Source organism: Paenibacillus cisolokensis (assembly GCF_050481165.1).
GTDB classification, from domain to species: domain Bacteria; phylum Bacillota; class Bacilli; order Paenibacillales; family Paenibacillaceae; genus Paenibacillus_AH; species Paenibacillus_AH cisolokensis.
In genome coordinates this window covers 1-18439 of the sequence record NZ_JBCNFP010000011.1, presented here as the reverse complement: position 1 = coordinate 18439, position 18439 = coordinate 1, and the positions used below count along the sequence as shown (strand labels likewise).

Genomic DNA, 18439 nt, shown 5'->3' with positions numbered 1-18439 from the left:
CTCTGGCTCAGCATGACACACCTGCAGATTTTCCAGACTGTCGTGAGCGGAATCCATCCGCACGAGAAGGCGCTCTTTCGTGATGCGCCGGGCATACTGGATGCTTTCGCGCAGAAAATCAGCGCCATTCTTCTGACTGTGCGTGCTGCCTTCCCGAAGATGCACATTCACGCCATACCCCTCCTGTCCGAGGTAGGCGAAAATGGGGGCGTAGCCGAACGTGCCTTTGTAGGTCAACGAAACACCCTCTTTTTTTGTACCGGAGTTATCGAACGGAGAGACATCGATATCCAGCGGAATCACCGTATGCTCACCTGCTGTCAGTCCGGTTACAGGTGCTTTTACGTTTCGAATCAGATCGGCGGATTCTTGAAGTAGGATCTCGTTCCAGTTGGCATTCATCGTTTGAGCTGCGGCATCCAGACGCTGACGGAGTGTCGGGCTTGACGGCACCTTGCGGACACCGAGGCAGGTTTGGAATACGGGATCTTTTCGGAAAGGCTCGATGTGGTCGAAGTCGCTTTTGCCTTGACAAAGCAAGCCAAGATAGCTGGTCATGACATCGCCATTACTGTGAATCGGGTTCTCCATTCCTTTCACGGTGGAGCGATTGAGACGCTGCGGCAATCGGGTATGGGAAAGCAAGGCGCCGACGGTGGCCAGGCCAGCATGCGTAGTCAACAGAATTTCCTTAGATTGGGTGAATTGGATTCTCATATGTAGCACCTCGCAGGTGAAAGTGGATCATTCATGGTTCCTTTAAAATTCACCATCGGAGATGCGATTTCCTTTCTTTTTCTTCTTTTTCACAGAAGAATTATCACGGATTCAGGTATTTTAAAGAAGTCCCCTATATTAAATAAAAAGGCAAGGAGATGATAACATGAAAAGAGGATTTTTGGCAATTTCCGCTTTTGTCATGCTTTTTGTCCTCACGACAAACGTCTCAGCCTCTGCAGAAGGAAAAACAGCCACTACGTTGTCAGTTGCTCAAGAGAAAAAATTGAATAGTTTTTTCAAGCAAAGGGGGGATCTATTAAAAGCGAAAAAAATCTCCAAAACGTTGACCAAGAAGGACGAAGCGTTTGGACTTGTGAATTTTATGGATGATATCTATGGTAATTCCTTATCGGATTATCAAGTAGATTATAAGGTAAAAGACATTTCTGTTGTTGATAACAACCAAATTGTAACCGCTGAAATATATCAAACATTCTCCTGGTCGGGACTCGAAACTAAGACCGTGTTTAAAGATGAGGTACAGATTTTAATTTCGGATTCAGGAGAAATTCAAATTGATTTTCCGCAAATGGAAGTAGATGCAGATGAACTTGTATCGAACGCTCGTACAAAAGCATCTGTTGAATCAAATGAAGCGGAGACTAATGTTTCTGTAGCTCCAACTGTAGCTCCGGCTGCTGTAACCTATACATACAACAGAACAGCAGTCCAAAACTATGTTGATAAATACTGGGATAATTATAATCCGGACTACATTGAATATAGCAATGACTGCACAAACTTTGCTTCACAAGCGATTCATGCAGGTGGAATCCCTATGTATATCCAGCCGAACGGATCCGATTACAATCCATCATGGTATTATAACATCAATGCAGGCGGCTGGCTGAGGTCACTTTCTTGGATAAATGTTGACGAGCTTTTCGACTTGTTAAGAAACTATAGTACTATAGATGCTGTTGCATCAAATCTATCGGGAATGGCAATTGGTGATATCATTCAATATGATAAAGGTTCCGATGGTGATAAAAACCATACAGCTATTGTATCCTATATCGAAACACCAGCTTGGGACCCATCTAAAAGATACGTATATGTGTCTTATCATACAACTGATCGGCATAATGTATTATGGGATTTCTATGCATCGAGTTATCCAAACACATCGACGTATTTTACTCACATTTTAGATACTCAAACCCTCTGAAAAGTCCGGGTTTTTGAGCAAAACAAAAAGGAATTCGCACCTTGATACCCCGAGGGGCGAATTCCTTTATTATTATAGAAGTCCCCCCCTATCCATTTCACCATTGTAATTAAGCGATGCCCATGCCCAGCCAATCCATTTTTGGTTTAAAATGAGCGAGTACTCACTTCCCAAACGCACGGTCAATCGCATATAATGAAGAAAATGAGTGATTACTCACTTCGAAAGGATGTGTCTTTCATGGTTGCGAGCGTTGCAGGAAATGCCGCCTCCGCCTCTTCCCCGGTTGTGGAGATTTGCGATTTGACGCGCAAATACGGGGAGCGCACGATTCTGGAACGTATAACGCTGCAGGTCGGGCGCGGCGAATTGTTCGGATTGCTCGGCCCCTCCGGCTCCGGCAAGACGACGCTGATCAAGCAGATTACCGGCATCGAGAAGGCGGACGGCGGGACCGTCCATGTTTTCGGCGAACGGATGCCCCGTCTTGCCTTGCTCGGCCGGTTCGGGTATATGGCGCAATCGGACGCGCTGTATAACGAACTGACCGCACGCGAAAATCTGCTCTTTTTCGCCTCGCTTTACGGGTTGTCCGGCGCCCGGCGCCAAGAGCGCATACAGGCAGCGATGCGCATCGTCGATCTGACCGATCATATGAACAAACCCGTCGCCGCCTATTCCGGCGGGATGAAGCGGCGGCTGTCGCTTGCCATTGCGCTTTTGCACGATCCGGAACTGCTTGTGCTCGACGAGCCGACGGTCGGCATCGATCCGTTATTGCGGCAATCGATATGGAAGGAGCTGTTCGCCCTGCGGGATCGGGGGACGACGATCATCCTGACGACGCATGTCATGGATGAAGCGGACAAATGCGACCGGATCGGCCTGATTCGGAACGGCCGCCTGACAGCCGTCGATTCTCCGGAGGCGCTCAAGACGCAGAGCGGGGCGGCTACGCTCGAAGAGGCATTCATTGTTCTCGGGGGAGGGGATCAAGCATGAGAACGCGTGCGCTCGCCATTCGGATCATTCGCCAATTTGTTCGCGACAAGCGTACGATGGCGTTGATTTTTCTCGCCCCGCTGCTGTATTGACGCTGGTTCATTTTATTTTTAACGGCCAGCCGGTCACTCCGGACATCGGTACGGTTCAAATGCCGGAGCAATTGAACCGGCAGCTTGCGGACGCTGGCGCCCGTGTCGTTTTCTATGACAGTCCGGATGATGCGGAGCAGGCTCTGAAGGAAGGGGAATTGGATGCCGTCCTGTCGTTTTCCGATGGAAAGCCGGCGATCGTGCTGGAAGGCAGCGATCCCTCGATGAGTAAAGCCGTTCTGCTCTTGATGCAGCAGGCGATGCAGCAGGTTATGCAGAACCTGGCCCCGGCGTTTCAGCCGGATATAACGTATTTGCACGGCAATGCGGATCTGTCTTCGTTCGATTCGTTCGGACCGGTGCTGATCGGATTTTTTTCCTTTTTCTTCGTTTTTCTCATTGCCGGCATTTCCCTTCTGCGCGAGCGCACGACCGGAACGCTGGAAAGATTGCTGGCTACGCCGATTCGTCCGGCCGAAATTGTCGGCGGGTATCTGCTGGGCTTCGGCGTGTTCACCCTGCTCCAATCGACGCTGATCACCTCTTTCTCGGTTGGTGTGTTAGGGATGTACATGGCCGGTTCCTTCTGGCTCGTGCTGCTGATCAACCTGCTGCTCACTTTGACGGCGCTGGCGCTCGGCACGCTGCTCTCGACTTATGCCGGAAGCGAACTTCAGATGATTCAGTTCATTCCGCTTGTCATCGTGCCGCAAGTGTTTTTCTCCGGGCTGTTCCCGCTGGACTCGATGAGTCCCTGGCTGCAGAAGCTGAGTTATATCATGCCGCTCTTCTACGGCGCGGACGCGATGAGGGGCGTGATGATTCGCGGGGAAGGGATCGGCTCGATTCAGCTCGACATCTATGTGCTGCTCGGCTTCTCCGCCGTCTTCGCGCTGCTCAATATTGTTGTTTTGCGGAAACAGCGAGCGATATAATGATGATGAAAAGGAACGGTTTTCAGAAGGACCGATAAGGAGTTAGGTAAAATGACGAAACCGCTGGAGCCTTGGATGGAGGAGCTGCTTCATGGCGATTCCGGAGCCAGAATGACGGAAAAACAAGCCCGAATTTTCAAAGCGGCTATCGATGTGTTCGCGGAAAAAGGCTATGCGGCGTCTTCGACGAGTGAAATCGCGCAGCGGGCCGGCGTGGCGGAGGGGACCATTTTTCGCCATTACAAAACCAAGAAAGATTTGCTGCTGTCGATCGTGACGCCCGCGATGGTGAAGCTGCTGGCTCCGTTCGTGGTGCGGGAAATACGGGAAGTGCTGGATTCCGATTATGAAAGTTTCGACCAGTTCCTGAGAGCGATGATCGACAACCGAATCGCATTCCTGAACCAGAATCGCAGCCTGTTCAAAATAATCGTTCAGGAAATTCCGTTTCATCCCGATCTTCAGGAGCAGTTGGAACATCTCATATTCTCCCAGATGAAAGGCAAGCTGGACGCCATCGTGAGTAAGTTCAAGGCCGAGGGGAAATTGATCGACCTGCCTTCTTTGACGATTATAAGGCTCACCGCGTTTTCCATCCTCGGTTATGTCGTGCTTCGTGACATCGTCGGAAGACGGGATGAATCGAAATGGGATGATGAGCTCGAACGCGAAGCGACGATCAATTTTATTATGAAAGGGTTGGCGCCGTAAAGCAGCCTTGTTTCTCAAATATTCCCGAGCACGTGTTCTAGCTCGTCCCATTGGCCGGCCGTCCACAGCATTTCGCGGGCGAACCGGTGCGGAGCGGTGCTAAACCGATCCATGCCAGGACGAATCCACCAGAACGATTCGACGAGCCAGGCGTGCCGTACGGCATGCAGCAGCCGGCCTTTCGCCAGCGGCCGAATTTGCCGGTATCCTTCGGCAAGCGCGGCGGCCGCTTCCCGGCGAAAGGCGCCGCGATCCAGCGTTAACGACAGAACGGCCCGTCCGAGATCGAGCATCGGATGCGAATAGCGGACGCGGTCGAAATCGACGATGGCGGCCAGCTTGTCCGACTCGAACAGCAAATTGTCGGCCCACAGATCGAGGTGGGTCCAGCCCGGGCATTCGTCCGCCCATTCGCCCGGAACGAGCCGCCCGATTATGCTCCGTTGAAGCTGCAGCGCTTGCAGCGTCGCCGACGGTGCGCCGGCGGCTTCTTCCTGCCGCTGCTCCCACTGCTTCATCAAGCCAGGCAGGTCAACGGTCCACAGCGGCTGTGCCGGACGTTCCTCCGCCGCCGCGGCAAGATTTCCGTCATTCCAGACGGCATGCATGAAAGCCGCGGCGGCGCCGAGGCTGCGCATTTGCTCCGGGGTAGCCTTGCCGGCCGGGATCATCCTTCCCGGACAGCCGGTCATAACGACGAACATCCGGCCCGAAGCCGTCCGGTGCAGCAGCCGCTGTCCGCCGGATTCCAGCAATGCCGGACAGGCGCCTCCCGCTTGGCGGAACGCCGCTTGCAGGCGAAGCGCCTGGCCGATTTCCCGCCAAACAGTCTCCTGATGCTTGCGGTACCGCTCCGGATGATAGCTCTTGACGAACAGCGGTCCGGCATTCGTCTGCAGCATCCATTTCTCGTTCATATACCCCCGGCGAATCGGCCTCGAGCCGGCAATGGCGATATTCCACTCGGCACGCATCACGTCGGCGATCTCTTGCAGCAAATCGCGGCTCATCGTTTTCCCCTCCTCGTTTCGAGTATTTATTTCGGAGCGGAGCGCCTTCATTCCTTCAACGGTTTTCGCCTGCGGCATTTTCGGCCGCTTTTTAATCGGTTTGACATGAAACCAAAAGGTTTCGTATAATGGGAACGGCGATATGAAACCAAATGGTTTCACATAATCGGTTTGACGATAGGAAACCGACAGCGAAAACCGTCAGGATGAGGAGGAACGAGCAATTGGACAGCCATAAAGGAACCGCTTTGCCGGATATCCGCCATACGCTGGTCATAAACGCGCCAATCGACAAAGTTTGGGACGCCGTTGCGACGTCGGAGGGCATCGCCGCCTGGTTTATGCCCAATACGTTCGAGCCCGTGCTCGGTTATGAATTTATTTTGGAAGCCGGCCCGTTCGGCCAATCGCCGTGCAAAGTAATCGAATTGGATCCTCCGAACCGTCTGTCGTTCCGGTGGGATAAAGATTGGACGGTCACGTTCGCGCTGGAGGCAGACGGGGACAAGACGGTATTCACGCTTATCCATTCCGGCTGGGACGCGGATACGGTCACCAAGTTCAATCAATCGCATACGGACGTGCGGGAGCGGATGGATCAGGGCTGGGGCGGACTCGTGCGGAAGCTGGCGCAATACGCGGAGGGCTGAGATGCGCGCTGCCAAGCCCCAATATGACGTATTCCAGGCGATCGCCGATCCGACCCGGCGCGAGCTGTTAAAACTGTTGGCCGACCGCGAATTGCCTGTGACCGCCATCAGCGGCCGCTTTCCGATGAGCCGGACGGCCGTTTCCAAGCATCTGCGCGTGCTGTCGGAGGCGGGGCTGGTGAAGGGGCGAAAGTCGGGGAGGGAGATGCGGTACCGGCTCGAGCCCGAGCCGTTGCTGGAGCTCAAGCGATGGCTTGCCTATTACGAGCGGTTTTGGGCCAATAAGTTGGCGGCCTTGCAGCGTTATGTGGAAACGAAAGACGATGCGGCCGGGGGAGAGGAAGAACAATCCGGCGCCAATTTTTGAGGCTTGCCCGTAGTCGTCGCAGGACGGCTTCGGGCAAGCTTTTTTGTGCGGTACGGTCGATGCTTCGGTCCGTTTTTGCGTAAGAGGAGACCGATTCGGGTATAAGTTGCATGCCGGAAAGTGCGGATCATCGCGAAATGACTGCAAATAACGGCAGAACGCAGCTCTAGTGGCCGGATCCTTTCATCGCGGGTTCGGGGCATGCGCGCGCGTGAGGAATATTGCGACTTTGGCGGAATCCAATTTTTGCTGGACAACGAACGGGAGATGCACTAGTATTTTGTTTAATTAGAACATTGTATGTTCGAAATAAACAAATAAAGGAGCGGTCGGCGATCATGTCCAATAAGGTAAGGATGAACCGCATGTTCAGCGAACGGGGCAAATGCTTCGACGTCGCGATCGACCACGGTTTTTTCAATGAGCACTCCTTCTTGTCCGGCATTGAAAATATGAAACAGGCGGTCGAAACGATCGTTCGGGCAGGACCCGACTGCGTGCAGCTGAGCGCAGGCCAGGCGCGCCTTCTGCAAGAGATTCCCGGCAAGCGCAAGCCCGGTCTCGTCTTGCGGACCGACGCGGCCAACATCTACGGCAGCGCGCTGCCAAGCGTGCTGTTCAGCGAGCTGATCGACCGCGCCGCCGAGCAGGCGGTGCAGCTCGACGCGGTGGCGGTCTGCGTCAATCTGCTGCTGCTGCCCGGCCAGCCGGAGCTGCACCGCCAATGCGTCCGCAACGTGATGATGCTCAAGACCGAATGCGAGCGCTACGGCATGCCGCTGATGGTGGAGCCGCTCGTCATGCTCCCGAACGAGGCGAAGGGCGGCTACATGGTCGATGGCGACATCCGCAAAATTATGCCGCTCGTCCGCCAGGCGGTGGAGCTTGGAGCCGATATCATCAAGGCCGACCCGTGCGACGATGTGACCGAGTATCACCGCGTAATTGAAATCGCTTCCGGAGTGCCGGTGCTGGTACGCGGCGGCGGCAGAGCCGGCGATCGGGAAATTATCGGGCGGACGGTGGAGCTGATGAAGCAGGGCGCATCGGGAATCGTATACGGGCGTAACGTAATCCAGCACCCGAATCCGGCCGGCATGACCGCGGCGCTGATGGCGGTTGTCCATGAAGGCGCTTCCGCGGAGGAGGCGCTCGCCATACTGGAAAGGGGAGACGTCCGATGAAGAAGCGCGTTATCCGATTCGGCGTCATCGGCTGCGGCCTGATGGGCAAGGAGTTCGCCAGCGCGGCGGCGCGCTGGTGCCATCTGACGGATATGGACGTCGAGCCGCGTATCGTCGCGGTAAGCGATCCCGTCCCTGCCGCCGCCCAGTGGTTCAAGGACCGGGTGCCGACGGTGGAGCACGTCTATTCGGACTACCGGGAGCTGCTCGCCGATTCGTCTGTAGAGGCGGTATATTGCGCCGTTCCGCATCATTTGCATGAACGGATTTACATCGACATCGTCAAGGCGGGCAAGCATCTGCTCGGCGAGAAGCCGTTCGGCATCGACCGGGAAGCAAACGCCGCCATTCAGGCCGCGATTGATGCGCATCCCGGGGTCATTGTCCGCTGCTCGTCGGAGTTCCCGTTCTTCCCCGGGGCGCAGCAAATCGTCCGGTGGGTAGGGGAAGGCCGATTCGGCCGCATTATCGAGGTAGAAGCGGGGTTCTGGCATTCCAGCGACCTGGACCCGACGAAGCCGATCAACTGGAAGCGCCGGACGGCCACGAACGGCGATTACGGCTGCATGGGCGATCTGGGCATGCATGTGCTGCATCTGCCGCTGCGCTTCGGCTGGAAGCCGGCCAGCGTTCGGGCCTTGCTTAGCAAGATTATGGAGGAGCGGCCGGACGGCGAAGGCGGGACGGCCCCTTGTGAGACGTGGGACAATGCGATACTGGCATGTGAGGTGAAGACGGCCGATCAGCAGTTCCCGATGCTGCTGTCGATGAAGCGGATCGCGCCGGGTCATGCGAATACATGGTTTATCCGCATTTGCGGAACCGCTTTCTCGGCCGAATTTTCGACGAAATATCCGAAGCAGGTCGCGTCGCTCCCGTACGAGCCGGGCGGAGAACAAGCCTGGCACGTCGCCGATGCGCCTTACCGGTCTGCCTACGGAACCATTACCGGCTCCATCTTCGAATTCGGCTTTTCCGATTCGATTTTGCAGATGTGGGCCGCGTTTTGCGACGAGATCGCGCATCCCGGCAAGATGCGGCAGCCGTTCCGCTGCGCCACGCCGGAAGAGGCGGCGGACAGTCATCGCGTCTTCACCGCCGCGCTCGAATCGGAACGCACCGGCGCCACGATCGCGATAGACTGGAGGAATTGAGCGATGAGTGCGGGCAAGGCGGATATCGTCGTCGCCGGACATATCTGTCTGGACGTTATTCCGGACATGAAGCAGAGCGGCGGAAGCGTCGAGGGGATGCTGACCCCGGGCAAGCTGACGCAGGTCGGGCCGGCGCTTGTCGCGACCGGCGGCGCGGTCTCCAATACCGGACTGGCGCTGCATCGTCTCGGCTTTCCGGTGCGGCTTATGGGCAAAATCGGAAACGACGGCTTCGGCAAAACGATTGTCGAGGTGCTGGAAGGCTACGGAAACGGACTGGCGGACGGCATGATCGTCGCCGAAGGCGAGCACAGCTCCTATTCGATCGTCATCAGCCCGCCGGGCGTAGACCGTATTTTCCTGCACGCGACAGGGGCGAACGATACGTTTCGGGCGGCGGACGTGCGTCCGGAAATGCTGGCGGGCGCACGGCTGTTCCATTTCGGCTATCCGCCGCTGATGCGCCGGATGTACGAACGCGGCGGCGAAGAGCTGGAGCGTCTTCTGTCCGGCGCCAAGTCGGCGGGGCTGACCGTATCGCTCGATCTGGCCAGGCCCGATCCCGGCTCGCCGGCCGGGCGCGCGGGCTGGCGTTCCATTCTGGCCCGGACGCTGCCTCATGTCGATGTGTTCATGCCGAGCTATGAAGAAATCTTGTTTATGCTGCGGCCGGATCGGTACCAGGCGCTTGCGCGGGAGTACGGTTCGGAGGCGCTGCTTCGTTATGCGGACGGGGAAGAGCTGTCGCGGCTTGCCGGCGAGCTGCTCGGGATGGGTGCCGCCGTCGTCGCCTTGAAGCTCGGCGAATACGGGCTATATGTCCGTACGACGGACGATCCTGCCCGGCTGTCCACGATGGGCCCGTGCGCTCCGCAGGCGGCGGCAGCCGCAGGCTGGACAGGAAGGGAGCTGCTCGCACCCTGCTTCCGGGTCGGGACGGCGGGAACGACCGGCGCCGGCGACTGCACGATCGCGGGTTTCCTTGGCGGATTGGCACAAGGGCTCGCCCTCGAGCAAACGCTGCTCTGTGCCGTCGGCACCGGCGCCTGCAACGTCGAGCGCGCCGACGCTGTAAGCGGCGTGCCGGCGTGGAGCGAGGTGCGGCGCCGGATCGCTGCAGGCTGGCCGCAGCGCGAGCGCACCGTTCCGCTGTCCGGCTGGCGGCGGATCGACGCAGGCGATGGCGCCTGTCTGTACGAGAAAGGTTAGCTGGCGTCCGGCCCCGTTGCTTTGCGCCGGGATAATGTCCGGCCGCGCGGTCAAGCCGCGTCAGTGCGCCGGACTTTGCTGTCCGGCCGACGGCCAACCGCGCCAACGCGCCGTGACACCATCGTCCGGCCGCGGCCAAGCCGCGTCAACGCGCCGTGACACCATCGTCCGGCCGCGGTCAAGCCGCATCAACGCGCCGTGACTCCGCTGTTCGGTGCGGTCAAGCCGCGCCAACGCGCCGGATTCCGCTGTCCGGCCGGCGTCCATCGATGGCGGGGCATACGGCGGGGCGGCCGGCGGGGGAAGAGCGTCACAAGGGCATTTAAATTTTGAAGGAGGGGTAGAAGCATGACATTGAAGCGAAGCGAAGTGCGCAAGGCGCAGGCGAGAGCGGCCGACATGCTGGCCGCGGCGGGCATTGCGGTCACGCCGTCCGAGCGGGACAGCCTGGAGGTGGCCGGATTCGGCCTCGGGTCGCTGGAACGCGAAGGGCTGCAGCTGATCACTTACATCAATACCGACCGTTACTGCGCCAAGGAACTGGTCCTGTTTCCCGGTCAGACTTGCCCCGAGCACCTGCATCCCCCGGTCAACGGCGAACCCGGCAAAATGGAGACGTTCCGCTGCCGCTCCGGTCTTGTCTATCTGTACGTCGAAGGAGAACCGTCCCGGAACATTCAGGCCGTCGTCCCCGCCGAAAGCAAGGCGTATTATACGGTATTTCACGAAATCGCGCTCCGTCCCGGGGAGCAGTACACGATTCCGCCCGGCACCAAGCATTGGTTTCAGGGCGGCCCGAACGGCGCGGTCGTCTCGGAATTTTCCAGCACGAGCCGGGACGAATTCGATATTTTCACCGATCCGCGAATTGTAAGAATGCCCGTTATCGAGGAAGACGAAGAGCGAAGCACATAGAAGAAAGCGAGGCCGAAGCGGCATCCGTCACGCTTCCGGCGCCAGGCCCGGGAGCCGGAAGCGTGACGGCTTGAGCCGCATGCTGCATCGCAGCAAGCGCTCTTTGCGCGCGGTCAGGCGGACCGCTTCGGCCGGAGCAGCCCGGCCGGTAAGCGCATGGCCGCGCGTATGGCCAGCCCCCTTATCCGGCCGGAATCGTCACGGCAAAGGGGGGCTGCGGCGGCGGCGCTGCAGGCCCGTTTCATGACAGATCGACCCTAAAGCCCTCGCCGCGCAACGTCCGGATCATCCGGCGCTTCTTGCCCTCTGGTTTGTCCCTAAGGCAACGAATATATACCTCCGCCTGTTGCTCTTCCTGCCGAATTCATATCCCCCGCCCTTGTCCCACATGACCGCCCAGCCGAGGGCGATGCCGCGGTTCAGCCATCGATCGTTTCACAATCCGCTAATTCACAATCCGCTAATTCACAACACGGCAATTCCTTTTATATGATCCAATTACGCGCCTTTCTAGCATCAAGCTGCATCTTCACGTAATATAGAAGGGAGATGCAGCATGGATCAAGATGGAGGAGAAGGAACAAAATATGAAAAAGTCGATAATCAGCTGGATAGCGGTATTGTTCGCATTGCTGCTTGCGGCCGTTATGGCCGGTTGCGGCTACGTCGGAACGGCTTTTGAAGGAAAGACCGTATCCGAGACCGTCGCCCTGGAAGGGGTCGATACGATACGAATCGAGGCGGGCGGCACGGACGCCGTGCTGGCTGCCGGGGCGAAAGACGGAGAGCTGCTCGCCGAGATGGTGACGTACGGCAAAGGGCCGGAATTGAACGTGTCCGAACGCGACGGCGTCGTCACGATCGCAATCGACAAGCCTGCCGGACTTTCGGTTGGCAGGCAGCCCCGATTGGCCGTGTCTCTACCCGACAACTATGAAGGTGCGGTCGAGATCGAGAGCGGCAGCGGCGATGTGACGGCCGATAACCTGACCGCAGGCGATCTGACGTTCGACAGCGGCTCTGGCGATTTCGAGGTAAAATCGCTGAAAGCCAGCCGCATCGACGGCCGAACGTCCAGCGGAAATATTCGGATAGACGCCGCGGAGAGCGGCGGAGATATTGCATTATCGACATCGAGCGGCGAGATCCGGCTGCAAAAAGCGGAGAGCGGCGGCGGCATCGCGCTGAATGCTTCGAGCGGGGACATCGAATTGAACGCCGCCGGTAGCGCCGGTGACATCAAATTGTCGACGTCGAGCGGAGATATCGAGCTGGAGCTGGCGAACAGCTTGGGCGATATCGATTTGTCGACAGCGAGCGGGGATGCGTCCGTTCAATTTGCCGGCGAGCGTCCCGGTATGCGGCTCGATCTGGAGTCTGCGAGCGGCTCGAAGACGGTCGCGTTCGAGCTGCGGGATCTGGAGCAGACGAAGCGGACGTTGAAAGGCATTTACGGCGACGGTTCCCGCACGCTCAAAATCCGCACGCAGTCCGGAGACATCTCGGTCCGTTGACAGACCCTTAAACGTTTCCCGACCCGAAAAGTTTCAGTATACGGTGCGAATCGTTTTCGTGCGAGTCATGGTAAAGGGAAAAAGCGAACATGCATCTTCGGCTCCACACCGACAGTGGTTCCGGAGATGCTTTCGTTATGTTTGCGGTACGGCACTCGGCTGTCAAATGGCCGTGTCGTCGTGCTAACGGAAGGAGCCCGCAGCGCCTGCGAAAATGACGATTGCAGTTTGGACGCAAACCGGTATAATTACTGGTGTTATTATTGGATATTGCCGGATGGTCCGGACCGGTTTCGGACGCTCCGGATATGTATGAGCAGTGGCGCGAACAGCCGCCTTATTCTGTCAAACAAAGGGGATGGGATGAACGACATGACGAGCCAACCGATTATCCGCTTCGAGCGGGTAACCGTTCAGTATGACGACGATCCGCCCGTACTGCGGGACGTCAGCTTCGAAATCGAACGGGGCAAATTTTATACGCTGCTCGGCCCTTCCGGCTGCGGCAAAACGACAATTCTGCGCCTGATCGCCGGCTTCATCGAACCGACGCAAGGAAATATTTATTTCAACGGGACCGTCGTCAACCGCGTGCCCGCCGAGAAGCGTCAGGTTAACACGGTGTTTCAGGACTACGCGCTGTTCCCGCATCTGAACGTTTTTGAAAATGTCGCCTTCGGCCTGCGGGTGAAAAAAATGAAGTCGGCCGACATCAAGGTCAAAGTGCGGGAAGCGCTGCGGTTCGTCAATCTCGACGGCTACGAGACGCGCCGCATTTCGGAAATGTCCGGCGGGCAGCGTCAGCGCGTCGCGATTGCCCGGGCGATCGTCAACCGGCCGGAAGTGATTTTGCTGGACGAGCCCTTGTCCGCGCTCGACCTGAAGCTGCGCACCGAAATGCAGTACGAGCTGCGGGAGCTGCAGCGCCGTCTGGGCATTACCTTCATCTTCGTCACCCACGACCAGGAAGAGGCGCTCGCGATGTCGGACGAAATTTTCGTGCTGAACGAAGGGATCATTCAGCAAAGCGGCACGCCGACCGACATCTATGACGAGCCGATCAACCGGTTCGTGGCCGATTTCATCGGTGAGTCGAATATCGTGCCGGGCCGGATGACCCGCGATTATTTGGTCGAATTCGCCGGCAAGCCGTTCGAATGCGTCGACCGCGGATTGACGCCGAACGAGCCGGTCGAGGTCGTCATCCGCCCCGAGGATTTGGAAATTACGTCGCCGGAGCAGGGCAAGCTGCGCATAAAGGTCGATTCCCAGCTGTTCCGCGGCGTTCATTACGAGATTCTCGGCCACGACGAAGCGGGCAACAAGTGGCTCGTCCATTCGACGAAGAAGGCGACCGTCGGCGAAGAGATCGGCCTCACCTTCGAGCCGGAAGCGATCCACGTCATGCGGTTCGGCGAGACGGAAGACGAGTTCGACAAACGGTTGGAAGCGTACGGAGAGAACGGTCATGTCAAGTAATACCCGAAATCTGTACCTCATTCCGTACGTCGCCTGGATCGCGCTGTTCGTCGTCGCGCCGATTCTGCTTATCGTCTATTATTCATTCTTCGATGTGGAAGGACAGCTTACGCTCGATAATTACGCCAAATTTTTTACGCCCGTCTATTTGCGCATGACGCTCAGCTCGTTCTGGTACGCTTTTCTGATTACCGCGTTTTCGCTGCTGGTCGCGTACCCGACTGCCTACTGGCTCACCCGGACGAAGCATAAACGGCTGTGGCTCATGCTGATTATATTGCCGAGCTGGATCAATCTGCTGCTGAAGGCGTACGCCTTCCTCGGACTGTTCGGCACATACGGCCTGGTCAACGCGCTGCTGGAGACGATCGGCATCGGCGCGCGGCAAATTTTGTTCACCGACTTCAGCTTTGTGTTCGTGTCGGTTTATATTTTTATTCCGTTTATGGTGCTGCCGATTTTCAATTCGCTGGAAGAATTGAATCCGTCGCTGCTGTATGCGGCGCGCGATCTCGGCGCTTCGCCCTGGACCACGTTCCGGCGCGTCGTCTTCCCGCTGACGCTCAGCGGCGTGAAAGCGGGCTGCCAGGCCGTGTTCATTCCGGCGCTTTCGCTGTTTATGCTGACGCGGCTGATCGCCGGCAACCGGGTCATTACGCTCGGCACGGCGATCGAGCAGCATTTTCTCGTGACGCAGGACTGGGGAATGGGAGCGACGATCGCCGTCTTCCTCGTCATCGTCATGGCCCTTTTCATGATCGCGACGGGCGAGAGGAAGGTGAGAAGAATCCGGTGAGAAGGACAATCAAATGGCCCAATTTATATTTGATCGCCGTCTTCCTCGTGCTGTATGCGCCGATTTTGTACCTGGTGTATTATTCGTTCAACAGCAGCGGCACGATGCGCGAATTCGAGGGTTGGACGCTGGAGTGGTACCGCGAGGTCTTTGCCGATACCCGGCTGCTCATTATTGTGCTTAATACGCTCGTCATCGCGCTCTTGTCGGCCGCCATCTCGACGATGCTCGGCGTCGTCGGCGCGCTGGCGATCCATCAGGTCAGAAGACGCCGGCGGAAAAATGCGCTGCTGTCTCTCAATAACGTGCTGATCGTCAGCCCGGATGTCATTATCGGGGCGTCGTTCCTCATTCTGTTCACGATCGCCGGCATCCAGCTCGGTTTCTCGTCGGTGCTGCTGTCCCACATCGCGTTCAGCGTGCCGATCGTCGTGCTGATGGTGCTGCCGAAACTGCAGGAGATGAGCCCGACGCTGGTCGACGCTGCGCGCGATCTCGGAGCGAACCGCTGGAATGTGCTGACGAAAGTGACGCTGCCCTGTATCAAGCCGGGCATTATCGCCGGATTTTTCATGGCGCTCACCTATTCGCTCGACGATTTTGCGGTTACCTTCTTTGTGACGGGCAACGGCTTTTTGACGCTGTCGGTGGAAATTTACTCGCGGGCTCGCCAAGGCATTTCGCTGTCGATTAACGCGCTGTCGACGCTCCTGTTCCTCTTCACCATGCTGCTGGTCGTCGGCTATTATCTGATCGATCAGCGGAGCGGCCGGCCCGCCGGAGCGGAGGTGCGCCGATGAAATCGATCGTAAGGCTGTTCGTCGGCGTTTTCGCGGCGGCGTTCGCGCTCATGTACGTGACGTCGCTGCTCAATTCGTCGCAAGGCTATACCGGCGGCAATACGCTCACGATCTATAACTGGGGCGATTATATCGATCCGGAACTCATTACCGAGTTCGAGGAGCAAAGCGGCCTGAAGGTGATCTATCAGACGTTCGACTCGAACGAGGCGATGATGACGAAGGTGGCGCAGGGCGGCACGACGTTCGATGTCGCCATACCGTCGGAATACGCGATCAGCAAGATGAAGGAAGACGGTCTGCTGATTCCGCTCGACCACGGCAAGCTGCCAAACATGAAATATATCGACGAACGGTTTATGGACCTGCCGTTCGATCCGGGCAACGAATATTCGATTCCGTACTTTTGGGGCACGGTCGGCATCGTCTACAATCCCGACATGCTGGACGGCCGCAAGCTGACGAGCTGGAACGATCTGTGGGATGAACGGCTGCGCAATCAGATTCTGCTCGTGGACGGCGCGCGCGAAGTGATCGGGATGGGGCTGAACAGTCTGGGCTATTCGCTTAACGACACGAACGAGGAGCATTTGCAGGAAGCGAAGCGCAAGCTTGCCGCCTTGACGCCGAATGTGAAGGCGATCGTCGGGGACGAGATCAAGATGCTGATCGCAGGTGAGGAAGCCGCTGTCGGCGTCGTCTGGTCCGGCGACGCGGCAGAGATGATGTGGGAGAACGAGAAGCTGGACTATGTCGTCCCGAAAGAAGGGTCCAATCTGTGGTTCGACAATATGGTCATCCCGCGTACGGCCCGAAACATCGATGGGGCTCACGCGTTCATCAATTTCATGCTCGATCCGGAAGTTGCGGCGCGCAATGCGGAATATGTCGGATACTCCACGCCGAACGCCGCCGCGCTGGAACTATTGCCGGAAGAGATATCGGGCGACGAGCGGTTTTATCCGGACGCCGTGCTGACCGCCAAGCTGGAAGTGTATGAAAATCTCGGCAAACGGATGCTCGCGCATTACAACGATCTGTTTCTGGAATTCAAAATGCATCGAAAATAGCGCCGGCGCGAATCGGCAGACCCCGGACAGGCTGAAACCAAATATGGTATGATAACGAAGACAACAGGATGAGCCGAAACAGCGGTTATCCATGCTGGACGGATTTCAACAGATGGGGCGGTGGATCATGTATGAAGCATGTCGTGACGGTATGGGGAGCGAATTTTCGCACCGAGGAAGAACTGAGAGCATTCGTCGAGCCTGTAAGCCATGACGACGGTGAAACGTTGCCCTCGGAGTTTATGACGCGAAGCGGTATCGGTTGGTTCGATGCGGATTTTATGGAGACCCACTTTATAAACAGCGATGAAGAGCGCAGAATGTTCATCGCGTACATGCATCGGGATTATTCGCCGCACGAGCAATTTGCCGAACATCTGCCAGCCACCTTATACGCCAGCATCGGGCTGTACAATTCCATTATTTTGCTGTACGGCAACGATTCCCCGTCAGGCGCCGTCAACGAACAGCTGTTCCGGATCGCTCGGTCCGGGGCGGCTCCCGGTTCTTCCGCCATCCTGGTGGCGGGAATCGAATACGAGACTTGAAGCGATGAGAAAGCAAGGGGAGCCGGTTCGGGAACAATCCGGCCCCTTGCTGTTCCAAAGCCAAGGGCGGTGCAATTCCATCATAACCGGAACGTTGAGCTTGTTGTGATGGAACAAAAATAATCGGAGCATTGAGCCGGTTGTGATTCAACAAAAATAATCGTAACCCATTAAGTGCCGGGTGTGTTTCAACAAAAATCTGAAGGGCATTACCAGTTGTGAGTTTGCTGGCGGTGATCAGCGAAAAGGGATACTCACCAACATGGAATACACTTGGACAGAATACACTTGGAAATTTACCAATCACGTATTTGGGAAATTTTCACTTATGAATACCTCCTTTGTTATGGAGTAGGTAACATGCCTGCACCACTAACAATAGGAGATTTTTTATAGGTGTCAGAGAGGCTGACGAACCCTGGAAACGCTATTTGTGCGAAAACGGTGGGGGGATTAACTCCGGCCATTTTTCACCCGGGAAACTGCATTTTGCAGTTTCTGCTCATCGCTTCTGCTTGCCCGCCCAAACGTCCGCTCCATCCGTCAAACTGTCCCCGTCCAACGGTGCGCCCCACCTGCAGCGTCCCCGTCGTCCGTCCAACGGTGCGCCCCACCTGCAGCGTCCCCGTCGTCCGTCCAACGGTGCGCCCCACCTGCAGCGTCCCGTCGTCCGTCCAACGGTGCGCCCCACCTGCACCGTCCCCGTCGTCCGTCCGTCTGTGCGCCCCACCTGCACCGTCCCCGTCGTCCGTCCGTCTGTGCGCCCCACCTGCATCGTCCCCGTCGTCCGTCCAACGGTGCGCCCGCTTTCAACGCCCCTAGTCTCCCGGCTGATTGCTTCAGCGAAATCCTGCAAAAGTGCAGGAATTTTGGCCCGAATAGATGACATTGAGGTAAAATCCTGCGAAAGTACAGTAATTTTTTACGATTTTCGCCTGTTTGGCTTAAACGGATCAAAAAAACTGTATTATCGCAGGAATTTTTGCATTTTGGGTATTTTGCGCCCGAAAAACCTGTACTTTTGCAACTTTTTGTCACTAGCGTTGCATCAAAGA

18 protein-coding genes and 1 pseudogene are annotated in these 18439 nt (G+C 57.0%); 16 read left to right on the top strand and 3 right to left on the bottom strand.

Annotated elements, in window-relative coordinates; translation table 11 throughout:
• Positions 1-717, bottom strand: a 717-nt coding sequence (locus ABEV74_RS01895; RefSeq protein ID WP_430143052.1) for an IS1380 family transposase, incomplete at its 3' end; no start/stop codon positions are given.
• A 166-nt stretch (positions 718-883) separates the two neighbouring features.
• Here ABEV74_RS01895 and ABEV74_RS01890 point away from each other — a divergent pair.
• From ABEV74_RS01890 to ABEV74_RS01875, 4 genes and pseudogenes are all read left to right on the top strand, one after another.
• Positions 884-1948 (top strand): amidase domain-containing protein, encoded by a 1065-nt coding sequence (locus tag ABEV74_RS01890; protein ID WP_430143050.1) that lies wholly within the window; start codon positions 884-886, stop codon positions 1946-1948.
• Between the two features lie 240 nt (positions 1949-2188).
• Positions 2189-2950 (top strand): ABC transporter ATP-binding protein, encoded by a 762-nt coding sequence (locus ABEV74_RS01885; RefSeq protein ID WP_430143048.1) that lies wholly within the window; start codon positions 2189-2191, stop codon positions 2948-2950.
• Positions 2947-3977 (top strand): annotated as a pseudogene (locus tag ABEV74_RS01880) (ABC transporter permease). The gene ABEV74_RS01885 and the pseudogene ABEV74_RS01880 overlap by 4 nt, the downstream one beginning before the upstream one ends.
• A 51-nt stretch (positions 3978-4028) precedes the next feature.
• The gene (locus tag ABEV74_RS01875; protein ID WP_430143047.1) at positions 4029-4688 is read left to right on the top strand and encodes a TetR/AcrR family transcriptional regulator; all 660 of its coding nucleotides are present in this window, start codon (positions 4029-4031) and stop codon (positions 4686-4688) included.
• A 14-nt stretch (positions 4689-4702) separates the two neighbouring features.
• On the opposite strand, the gene ABEV74_RS01870 is transcribed toward ABEV74_RS01875, so the two are convergent.
• On the bottom strand, positions 4703-5698 hold the full coding sequence (locus tag ABEV74_RS01870; protein ID WP_430143046.1) for a phosphotransferase: 996 nt from the start codon (positions 5696-5698) through the stop codon (positions 4703-4705).
• A gap of 224 nt (positions 5699-5922) precedes the next feature.
• Here ABEV74_RS01870 and ABEV74_RS01865 point away from each other — a divergent pair, with 224 nt between their 5' ends.
• From ABEV74_RS01865 to ABEV74_RS01810, 12 genes are all read left to right on the top strand, one after another.
• Positions 5923-6348, top strand: a complete 426-nt coding sequence (locus ABEV74_RS01865; protein ID WP_244863199.1) for an SRPBCC family protein — start codon at positions 5923-5925, stop codon at positions 6346-6348.
• Between the two features lies 1 nt (position 6349).
• A complete protein-coding gene (locus ABEV74_RS01860; protein ID WP_062490726.1) occupies positions 6350-6715 on the top strand; it encodes an ArsR/SmtB family transcription factor in 366 nt (121 codons plus the stop codon).
• Positions 6716-7053: 338 nt separating this feature from the next.
• Positions 7054-7899: a class I fructose-bisphosphate aldolase gene (locus ABEV74_RS01855; protein ID WP_430143044.1), complete on the top strand. Its 846-nt coding sequence runs from the start codon at positions 7054-7056 to the stop codon at positions 7897-7899.
• Positions 7896-9053: a Gfo/Idh/MocA family protein gene (locus tag ABEV74_RS01850; RefSeq protein ID WP_430143042.1), complete on the top strand. Its 1158-nt coding sequence runs from the start codon at positions 7896-7898 to the stop codon at positions 9051-9053. The genes ABEV74_RS01855 and ABEV74_RS01850 overlap by 4 nt, the downstream gene beginning before the upstream one ends.
• A 3-nt stretch (positions 9054-9056) precedes the next feature.
• On the top strand, positions 9057-10262 hold the full coding sequence (locus tag ABEV74_RS01845; RefSeq protein WP_430143040.1) for a carbohydrate kinase family protein: 1206 nt from the start codon (positions 9057-9059) through the stop codon (positions 10260-10262).
• Between the two features lie 399 nt (positions 10263-10661).
• Positions 10662-11177: a D-lyxose/D-mannose family sugar isomerase gene (locus ABEV74_RS01840; RefSeq protein WP_235593411.1), complete on the top strand. Its 516-nt coding sequence runs from the start codon at positions 10662-10664 to the stop codon at positions 11175-11177.
• Positions 11178-11764: 587 nt separating this feature from the next.
• The gene (locus tag ABEV74_RS01835; protein ID WP_430143039.1) at positions 11765-12691 is read left to right on the top strand and encodes a DUF4097 family beta strand repeat-containing protein; all 927 of its coding nucleotides are present in this window, start codon (positions 11765-11767) and stop codon (positions 12689-12691) included.
• A gap of 372 nt (positions 12692-13063) precedes the next feature.
• Positions 13064-14170 (top strand): ABC transporter ATP-binding protein, encoded by a 1107-nt coding sequence (locus tag ABEV74_RS01830; protein WP_062496511.1) that lies wholly within the window; start codon positions 13064-13066, stop codon positions 14168-14170.
• Positions 14160-14966, top strand: coding sequence for an ABC transporter permease (locus ABEV74_RS01825; protein WP_062490735.1), 807 nt, complete (start codon positions 14160-14162; stop codon positions 14964-14966). The genes ABEV74_RS01830 and ABEV74_RS01825 overlap by 11 nt, the downstream gene beginning before the upstream one ends.
• Positions 14963-15766, top strand: coding sequence for an ABC transporter permease (locus ABEV74_RS01820; protein WP_430143037.1), 804 nt, complete (start codon positions 14963-14965; stop codon positions 15764-15766). The genes ABEV74_RS01825 and ABEV74_RS01820 overlap by 4 nt, the downstream gene beginning before the upstream one ends.
• Complete coding sequence (locus tag ABEV74_RS01815; protein ID WP_430143036.1) at positions 15763-16836, top strand: ABC transporter substrate-binding protein; 1074 nt, start codon at positions 15763-15765, stop codon at positions 16834-16836. Before ABEV74_RS01820 ends, ABEV74_RS01815 begins: the two co-directional genes overlap by 4 nt.
• Positions 16837-16967: 131 nt before the next feature.
• Positions 16968-17384, top strand: a complete 417-nt coding sequence (locus ABEV74_RS01810; RefSeq protein ID WP_062490741.1) for an immunity 22 family protein — start codon at positions 16968-16970, stop codon at positions 17382-17384.
• Positions 17385-17854: 470 nt separating this feature from the next.
• Here ABEV74_RS01810 and ABEV74_RS01805 read toward each other — a convergent pair whose 3' ends face one another.
• Positions 17855-18037: a hypothetical protein gene (locus tag ABEV74_RS01805; RefSeq protein ID WP_430143034.1), complete on the bottom strand. Its 183-nt coding sequence runs from the start codon at positions 18035-18037 to the stop codon at positions 17855-17857.
• Positions 18038-18439 lie beyond the last annotated feature (402 nt).